This window comes from Microbispora sp. H10670, assembly GCF_014161385.1.
Lineage (GTDB): Bacteria > Actinomycetota > Actinomycetes > Streptosporangiales > Streptosporangiaceae > Microbispora > Microbispora triticiradicis.
Window position 1 is genome coordinate 1 of sequence record NZ_JABBWW010000058.1, and the last position, 7,612, is coordinate 7,612.

At 69.5% G+C, this 7,612-nt stretch carries 7 protein-coding genes; 2 read left to right on the forward strand and 5 right to left on the reverse strand.

Annotated elements, in window-relative coordinates:
- The coding region (locus HHX33_RS34310) for an ATP-dependent Clp protease ATP-binding subunit (protein WP_182878204.1) at positions 1–2,033 on the forward strand (2,033 nt) is incomplete at its 5' end.
- A gap of 29 nt (positions 2,034–2,062) precedes the next feature.
- Entirely contained in the window at positions 2,063–2,644 is a 582-nt protein-coding gene (locus HHX33_RS34315) for a hypothetical protein (RefSeq protein WP_182878205.1), read from the forward strand.
- Positions 2,645–2,650: 6 nt separating this feature from the next.
- Here the strand turns inward: HHX33_RS34315 and HHX33_RS34320 are convergent, their stop codons facing one another.
- From HHX33_RS34320 to HHX33_RS34340, 5 genes are all read right to left on the reverse strand, one after another.
- On the reverse strand, positions 2,651–3,214 hold the full coding sequence (locus HHX33_RS34320) for a TetR/AcrR family transcriptional regulator (RefSeq protein WP_182878206.1): 564 nt from the start codon (positions 3,212–3,214) through the stop codon (positions 2,651–2,653).
- A gap of 221 nt (positions 3,215–3,435) precedes the next feature.
- On the reverse strand, positions 3,436–4,632 hold the full coding sequence (mmsB, locus tag HHX33_RS34325; RefSeq protein WP_396786353.1) for a multiple monosaccharide ABC transporter permease: 1,197 nt from the start codon (positions 4,630–4,632) through the stop codon (positions 3,436–3,438).
- 2 nt (positions 4,633–4,634) lie between these two features.
- On the reverse strand, positions 4,635–6,170 hold the full coding sequence (gene mmsA / locus HHX33_RS34330) for a multiple monosaccharide ABC transporter ATP-binding protein (protein ID WP_111701204.1): 1,536 nt from the start codon (positions 6,168–6,170) through the stop codon (positions 4,635–4,637).
- 34 nt (positions 6,171–6,204) lie between these two features.
- A complete protein-coding gene (chvE, locus tag HHX33_RS34335; protein ID WP_182878208.1) occupies positions 6,205–7,296 on the reverse strand; it encodes a multiple monosaccharide ABC transporter substrate-binding protein in 1,092 nt (363 codons plus the stop codon).
- A 101-nt stretch (positions 7,297–7,397) separates the two neighbouring features.
- A partial coding sequence (locus tag HHX33_RS34340) for a substrate-binding domain-containing protein (protein WP_182878209.1) occupies positions 7,398–7,612 on the reverse strand: 215 nt, incomplete at its 5' end.

Consider the following 7,612-nt stretch of genomic DNA (forward strand, 5'->3'; position numbering starts at 1 on the left):
AGGAGTCGGCGCCGTCGACGTCGCTGGTGCTGGACCAGTTCGGGCGGAACCTGACCCAGGCCGCGCGGGAGGGCAAGCTCGACCCGGTGATCGGCCGGGACAAGGAGATCGAGCGCGTCATGCAGGTGCTGTCGCGCCGTACGAAGAACAATCCGGTGCTGGTCGGCGAGCCCGGTGTGGGCAAGACCGCGGTGGTGGAGGGCCTGTCCCAGAAGATCGTCAAGGGTGAGGTGCCCGAGACGCTGAAGGACAAGCAGCTCTACACCCTCGACCTGGGCGCGCTGGTGGCCGGGTCGCGCTACCGCGGCGACTTCGAGGAACGGCTGAAGAAGGTCGTCAAGGAGATCCGCACGCGCGGCGACATCATCCTGTTCATCGACGAGCTGCACACGCTGGTCGGCGCGGGCGCCGCCGAGGGCGCCATCGACGCGGCGAGCATTCTGAAGCCCCCGCTCGCGCGGGGCGAGCTGCAGACCATCGGCGCCACGACGCTGGACGAGTACCGCAAGCATGTGGAGAAGGACGCCGCGCTGGAGCGGCGGTTCCAGCCGATCCAGGTGGCCGAGCCGAGCCTGTCGCACACGATCGAGATCCTCAAGGGCCTGCGGGACCGTTACGAGGCGCACCACCGTGTGTCGATCACGGACGGCGCGCTGGTGGCCGCGGCGACGCTGGCCGACCGCTACATCAGTGACCGGTTCCTGCCGGACAAGGCGATCGACCTGATCGACGAGGCGGGCTCGCGGATGCGGATCCGCCGGATGACCGCGCCGCCGGACCTGCGCGAGTACGACGAGAAGATCGCGAACGTCCGGCGTGAGAAGGAGTCCGCGATCGACGCGCAGGACTTCGAGAAGGCCGCCGCGCTGCGCGACCAGGAGAAGCAGCTGCAGGTGCGGCGGGAGCGCCGGGAGAAGGAGTGGAAGGCCGGCGACATGGACGTCGTGGCCGAGGTCACCGAGGAGCTCATCGCGGAGGTGCTCGCGGCGGCCACCGGCATCCCGGTCTTCAAGCTCACCGAGGAGGAGTCGCAGCGGCTGCTCCGCATGGAGGACGAGCTGCACAGGCGGATCATCGGCCAGGACGACGCCATCAAGGGCCTGTCGCGGGCGATTCGCCGCACCCGCGCCGGTCTGAAGGACCCGCGCCGTCCGGGTGGTTCCTTCATCTTCGCCGGTCCGTCGGGCGTGGGTAAGACCGAGCTGTCCAAGGCGCTGGCGGAGTTCCTGTTCGGGGACGAAGACGCGCTGATCATGCTGGACATGTCGGAGTTCATGGAGAAGCACACCGTCTCGCGGCTGTTCGGCTCCCCGCCCGGCTACGTCGGGTACGAGGAGGGCGGCCAGCTGACCGAGAAGGTGCGGCGCAAGCCGTTCTCGGTCGTCCTGTTCGACGAGGTCGAGAAGGCCCACGGGGACATCTTCAACTCGCTGCTGCAGATCCTGGAGGACGGCCGGCTGACCGACGCCCAGGGCCGGGTGGTGGACTTCAAGAACACCGTCATCATCATGACGACCAACCTCGGCACCCGGGACATCTCCAAGGGCGTGGGGATGGGCTTCTCGAAGGCCGACGACAGCGAGTCGACGTACGACCGGATGAAGGCGAAGGTGCAGGAGGAGCTCAAGCAGCACTTCCGGCCGGAGTTCCTCAATCGCGTCGACGACATCGTGGTCTTCCACCAGCTGACGCCCAAGGAGATCATCCAGATCGTGGACCTGATGCTCGCCCAGGTGGCCGAGCGTCTCAAGGACCGCGACATGGGCCTGGAGGTCTCCGCGGCGGCCAAGCAGGTGCTGGCCGACCGGGGATACGACCCGGTGATGGGCGCCCGTCCGCTGCGCCGGACGATCCAGCGCGAGCTGGAGGACACCCTGTCGGAGAAGATCCTCTACGGCGAGCTGCGGCCGGGCCAGGTCGTCAAGATCGACATCGAGGGCGAGGGCGACAGCGCCAAGTTCGTCTTCACCGGCGAAGCCGGGCCCTCGCATGTGGCCGGCGGGGCGGCTCCCGCCGCGCTGCCCGCTCGCTGACCGCGCCCTCAGGCCGGAAGACGGGACACATGCGCGAAGACCAGGCGTTCTGGATCGACACCCGCTCCGACCGGGAGCGCGCACACGGCGGTGACAGTCGCTACACCGAGCTGCTGCGCGACAACATCGGCGAGTTCGACGGCGTCTGGGGCGACATCGCCCCGGTCGCCTTCGCCTGCGCGGCCTGGCGGGTCGCCACGCCTCCCGTCGCCTCGCCGGGGTTCGTGCGGTGGCACCGCCGGATCCTGTCGGCCTCGTGCGCGCGTAACGGCTGGGACGGGTCGATGATCGCCCGCATCAGCCTGGTCTCGCCCCCGCCCGCGGCGCTCACGGCGTCGCGGGCCTGGTGGCGCGACCGTGGCTGGGAGGGCTGGCCGGAGATCTTCGGCCAGTACGTCGAGCCCGCCGAGCGGGATCTCACCAAGATCCCGTTCGTCCGGCCCGTCCTGCTCGTGGACGCGCCGCTGCCGCTCGACGACCTTCCCCCGGCGCCGGACGGCCCCGCCGAGGACCTGCCGGAGCTGGCCCACCGGGCCCTGGTGGTGGTGGTCCGGGAGCTGAACCGGCTGATCGGCCCGATGATCTCGCAGATCGACAGCCAGGGCGGCTGAGGCCGGCTAGGCGGCGGGGGAGGGGCGCAGCCCGTCGAACACGACGGCCAGGGTGCGGTCGCGGACCTCGGGCGACCAGCCGGCGTGCAGCGACGCCTGGCACAGGCCGATCAGCAGCGCCAGCACCTCGGGGACCCCGACGTCCCGCCGTACGGCCCCCGCGCGCTGGGCCCCGGCGAGCAGCGCGGCCACGGCGTCGCGCAGCGCGTTGACGGGCTTGGCCACGATGACCTCGACACCCGCCTCGGCCAGCAGATCGACGACCGTCCGCTGCTCCGCGGCCTGACCGATCACCCAGGTGAAGAACTGGAAGAACGCGGTGGCCGGCTCGCCGGTGCGCGCGAGGTTCCCGGTCTCCGCGGCGACGCGTACGGCGAGACCCTTGATGATCGCCTGGAGGAGCGCCTCCTTCGTCGGGAAGTGGCGGAAGACGGTCCCGATGCCGACACCGGCCTTCCGCGCGATCTCCTCGGTGGAGGCGGACGGCCCCTTGAGCGCGAACACGACCTCGGCGGCCTCCAGGATGCGCTGCCTGTTGCGCTGGGCGTCCGAGCGCAGCGATCTGGTCATCGAACCCCCCGCGCCTGGCCGCTCTCCGAGCAGGTGCTCCGCGCCGCTCAACAGGAGCTGTGACTCCGATTCTAGGGGACAGGGCACGGCGACGCGGAGAGCCGCTCACCCGCCGCCTCATCGGAAAGAGGTGTGACGAGACGACAACGCCGGCCGGACATGCACGACATGTCCGGCCGGCGCATCGGGGCGGTCCGTGCCTCCCCGTCACCCGGTCGCGTCTACTTCGACTTGTTCTTGTTGTAGACGTCGAAGGCCACGGCGAGCATCAGCACGCCGCCCTTGATCGCCTGCTGCCAGTCGACGCCGAGGCCGAGCAGCGACATGCCGTTGTTCATCACGCCCATGACCAGGCCGCCGACGATGGCGCCGACGACGCTGCCGACGCCGCCCGACGCCGAGGCGCCGCCGATGAAGGCCGCGGCGATGGCGTCGAGCTCGAAGTTCGTGCCCGCCTTGGGAGTGGCCGCGTTGAGCCGGGCGGCGAACATCAGCCCGGCGAGGGCGGCCAGCACGCCCATGTTGACGAACACCCAGAACTTCGTCTTCTTGGTCGCGATGCCCGACAGCGCGGCCGCGCGCTCGTTCCCGCCGACGGCGTAGATGTGCCGGCCGACCACCGTGCTCGTCGTGACGAACGAGTACGCCGCGGTCAGCACGATCACCACCAGGCCGACGATCGGCAGGCCCTGGTAGACCGCGAGGACCCAGGCGAACGCCCCGATCACGGCGACGATCGCGACGGCCTTGAGCACGAACCACTGCATGGCGGGCACGCTGAGGCCGTACTCACGGCGCCGGGCGCGCGAGCGCCAGTCGTTCCACACGATCACCGCCGCCCCGGCGAGCCCGAGCAGCATGGTCACCAGGTGCAGGTCGCCGGCGCCGACCTCCGGCACGAAGCCCGACCCGAGCTGCCGGAACCCGGAGGGGAACGGCGCGATCGACTGCCCCTGCAGCACGACCATGCTGAGGCCGCGGAACAGCAGCATGCCGCCGAGCGTGACGATGAACGCCGGGATGCGGGCGTAGGCGATCCAGAAGCCCTGGAACGCCCCGATCAGCCCACCCGTGACGAGCGCGCCGACCACGACCAGCGGCCAGGGCAGGCCCCAGTTCACGATCGCCACCCCGGTGACCGCCCCGACGAACGCCGCCACCGAGCCGACCGACAGGTCGATCTCCCGGTTGATGATCACCAGCATCATGCCGATCGCCAGGACCAGCACGTAGCCGTTCTGCATGATCAGGTTGGTGACGTTCAGCGGCTTGAGCAGGATGCCGTCGGTCAGGATCTCGAACAGCACGACGATGACGACCAACGCGGCGATCATCCCGTACTGCCGGAGGTTCCCCCGCAGGCGGGGACCGGACGACCCGCCCGAGGACGCGGGGGTGGTCGCCGGGCGGTCCACCACGGTCATCGGGCCACCGCCGGTGTGTTCGTCATCAGCCTCATGACAGCCTCCTGTGTCGCTTCCCGCCGTCCGAGCTCACCGGTGATCCGCCCCTGGCTCATCACGTAGATCCGGTCGCACATGCCGAGGAGCTCGGGCAGCTCCGAGGAGATGAGCAGTACGCCCTTGCCCTCGGCGGCGAGCCGCTGGACGATCGTGTAGATCTCGTACTTCGCGCCCACGTCGATGCCCCGGGTGGGTTCGTCGAGGATGAGCACGTCGGGATTGGTGTACATCCACTTGCTCAGCACGACCTTCTGCTGGTTGCCGCCGCTGAGGTTGCCGGTCTTGGTGAAGACGCCGGGCGCCTTGATCCGCAGCCGGTGGAGGAACCCCTCGGCGTCGGCCACCTCCCGGTGCAGGTCGATGACCGAGCGCCGCGAGACGCGGTGCAGGTTCGCCAGCGTGACGTTGCGCCGGATGTCCTCCTCCAGCAGCAGGCCGAGCTCCTTGCGGTCCTCGGTGACGTACGCCAGACCGGCCGCGATGGCGTCGCCCACCGTGGCCAGGTGCAGCTCGCGGCCGTCCTTCCGGAGCGTGCCGCTGATCCGCGCGCCGTAGGACCGGCCGAAGACGCTCATCGCGAGCTCGGTGCGGCCCGCGCCCATGAGCCCGGCGATGCCCACGATCTCGCCGCGCCGCACGGTGAGACTCGCGTCGCGGACGACCTGCCGGTCGGGGACCGTGGGGTGGAAGACGTTCCACCCCTCGATCTCGAACAGCACGTCGCCGATCTCCGGGGTGCGCGGCGGGTAGCGGTGGTCGAGGTCGCGCCCCACCATGCCCCTGATGACGCGGTCCTCGTCCACCCCGTCGGCGACCTCGAGCGTCTCGATCGTCCGGCCGTCCCGCAGGATCGTGATCGCGTCGGCCACGGCCATCACCTCGTTCAGCTTGTGCGAGATGAGGATCGAGGTGATGCCGTGGTCGCGCAGGTCACGCAGGAGCCGCAGCAGGTTCTCGCTGTCGGTCTCGTTGAGCGCGGCGGTCGGCTCGTCGAGGATGAGCAGCTTCACGTCCTTCGCCAGGGCCTTGGCGATCTCGACGAGCTGCTGCCTGCCCACTCCGAGCGCGTTCACCGGGGTGTCCGGGTCCTCGCGCAGGCCCACCTTCTCCAGCAGGCGCACGGTCTCGTCCGACGTGGCGTGCCAGTCGATGACCCCGCGCCGCGCCCGCTCGTTGCCGAGGAAGACGTTCTCCGCGATGGACATGCCCGGGATGAGCGCGAGCTCCTGGTGGATGATGACGATGCCCGCCGCCTCGCTCTGCCGCAGGCCGCGGAAGGCGCAGGGGCGGGAGTCGAGGAGGATCTCCCCCTCGTAGCTCCCGTGGGGGTAGACCCCGCTGAGCACCTTCATCAGGGTGGACTTCCCGGCGCCGTTCTCGCCCACGAGGGCGTGGACGGTCCCGCGCTCGACGTCGAAGTTCACGTCGTCGAGCGCGCGGACACCGGGGAACTCCTTGGTTATCCCCCGCATCCGGAGGATATGGTCGGGCATCGGAGGCCCCTTTCGTGGCGTGAACCCGCGAGGCTCAGCCGGTGAGCTGGGCCTCGGTGTAGTAGCCGCCGTCGACCAGGATCTGCTTGTAGTTGTCCTTGTCGACCGACACGGGCTTCAGCAGGTACGACGGCACCGTCTTGACGCCGTTGTTGTAGCTGTCGGTGTTGTTGACCTCGGGCTTCTTGCCCTGGACGACGGCGTCGGCCATAGAGGCCGCCACCTTGGCCAGCTCGCGGGTGTCCTTGTAGACGGTCTGCGTCTGCTCGCCCGCGATGATCGACTTCACCGAGGCCAGCTCGGCGTCCTGGCCGGTGATGATCGGCAGCGGCTTGCCGGAGGAGCCGTACCCGACGCTCTTCAGCGCCGAGATGATGCCGATGCTGATCCCGTCGTACGGCGAGAGCACCGCGTCGATCTTCTCGGACGTGTAGTTCGCGCTCAGCAGGTTGTCCATGCGGGCCTGGGCGGTGGCGCCGTCCCAGCGCAGCGTCGCGGCCTGCTCCAGCTTCGTCTGCTTGCTGCGCACCACGAGCTTGCCCGAGTCGATGTACGGCTTGAGCACCGACATGGCGCCGTTGAAGAAGAACACGGTGTTGTTGTCGTCGGGGGAGCCGGCGAACAGCTCGATGTTGAACGGGCCCTTGCCGTCCTTCAGCCCCAGCTTGTCCTCGATGTAGCCCGCCTGCTGCACGCCGACCTGGAAGTTGTCGAACGTGGCGTAGTAGTCCACGTTGGGGGTCTTCATCAGCAGCCGGTCGTAGGCGATGACCGGGATCTTCTGGTCGGCCGCCTGCTGCAGCACGTCGGTGAGGGCGGCGCCGTCGACGGCCGCGACGACGAGCACCTTCACGCCCTTGGTGATCATGTTCTCGACCTGGGAGACCTGGGTCTCCACCACGTCCTCGGCGTACTGCAGGTCGGTGTCGTAGCCCAGCGACTTGAACTGCTGGACCATGTTGTCGCCGTCCTTGACCCAGCGCTCGGACGACTTCGTGGGCATCGCGATGCCCACGGTCCCCTTACCGCCGGCGGTCGTGTTCCCGCCGTCCCCGCTGCTGTTGCCGCACGCGGCCGCCAGCAGCAGTAACAGCCCTGCCACCAGCGCGCCTGTGAATTTGCGCATGAGACAATCTCCTTCGGAATGGTTGTTCCTCGCGTCCCGCCGGGGGCCTAGACCGGCGGGGCGCGGTTTTCCCGCCCGGCCATGGAGCCGGGCGGAAGCTCTCAGGGGCTCATGCCGGTGCTCTCCCTGACCACGAGTTCGGGCTCGACCAGGCGCGCCGGCTCGCCGTCGCGGCTCGCGATGCGGTGCAGCAGGAGCCGGAACGCCTGCCGGCCGAGCTCGCCGAAGTCCTGCCGCACCGTGGTCAGCGGCGGCCAGAAGTACGCCGCCTCCGGCACGTCGTCGAACCCCACGACACTCACGTCCTCGGGCACCC

Bases quoted from the DNA above. Each gene is read 5' to 3' on its own strand.
- HHX33_RS34315 (WP_182878205.1), top strand. From the start codon at position 2,063: ATGCGCGAAGACCAGGCGTTCTGGATCGACACCCGCTCCGACCGGGAG.
- HHX33_RS34320 (WP_182878206.1), bottom strand. From the start codon at position 3,214: ATGACCAGATCGCTGCGCTCGGACGCCCAGCGCAACAGGCAGCGCATC.
- mmsA (WP_111701204.1), bottom strand. From the start codon at position 6,170: ATGCCCGACCATATCCTCCGGATGCGGGGGATAACCAAGGAGTTCCCC.
- chvE (WP_182878208.1), bottom strand. From the start codon at position 7,296: ATGCGCAAATTCACAGGCGCGCTGGTGGCAGGGCTGTTACTGCTGCTG.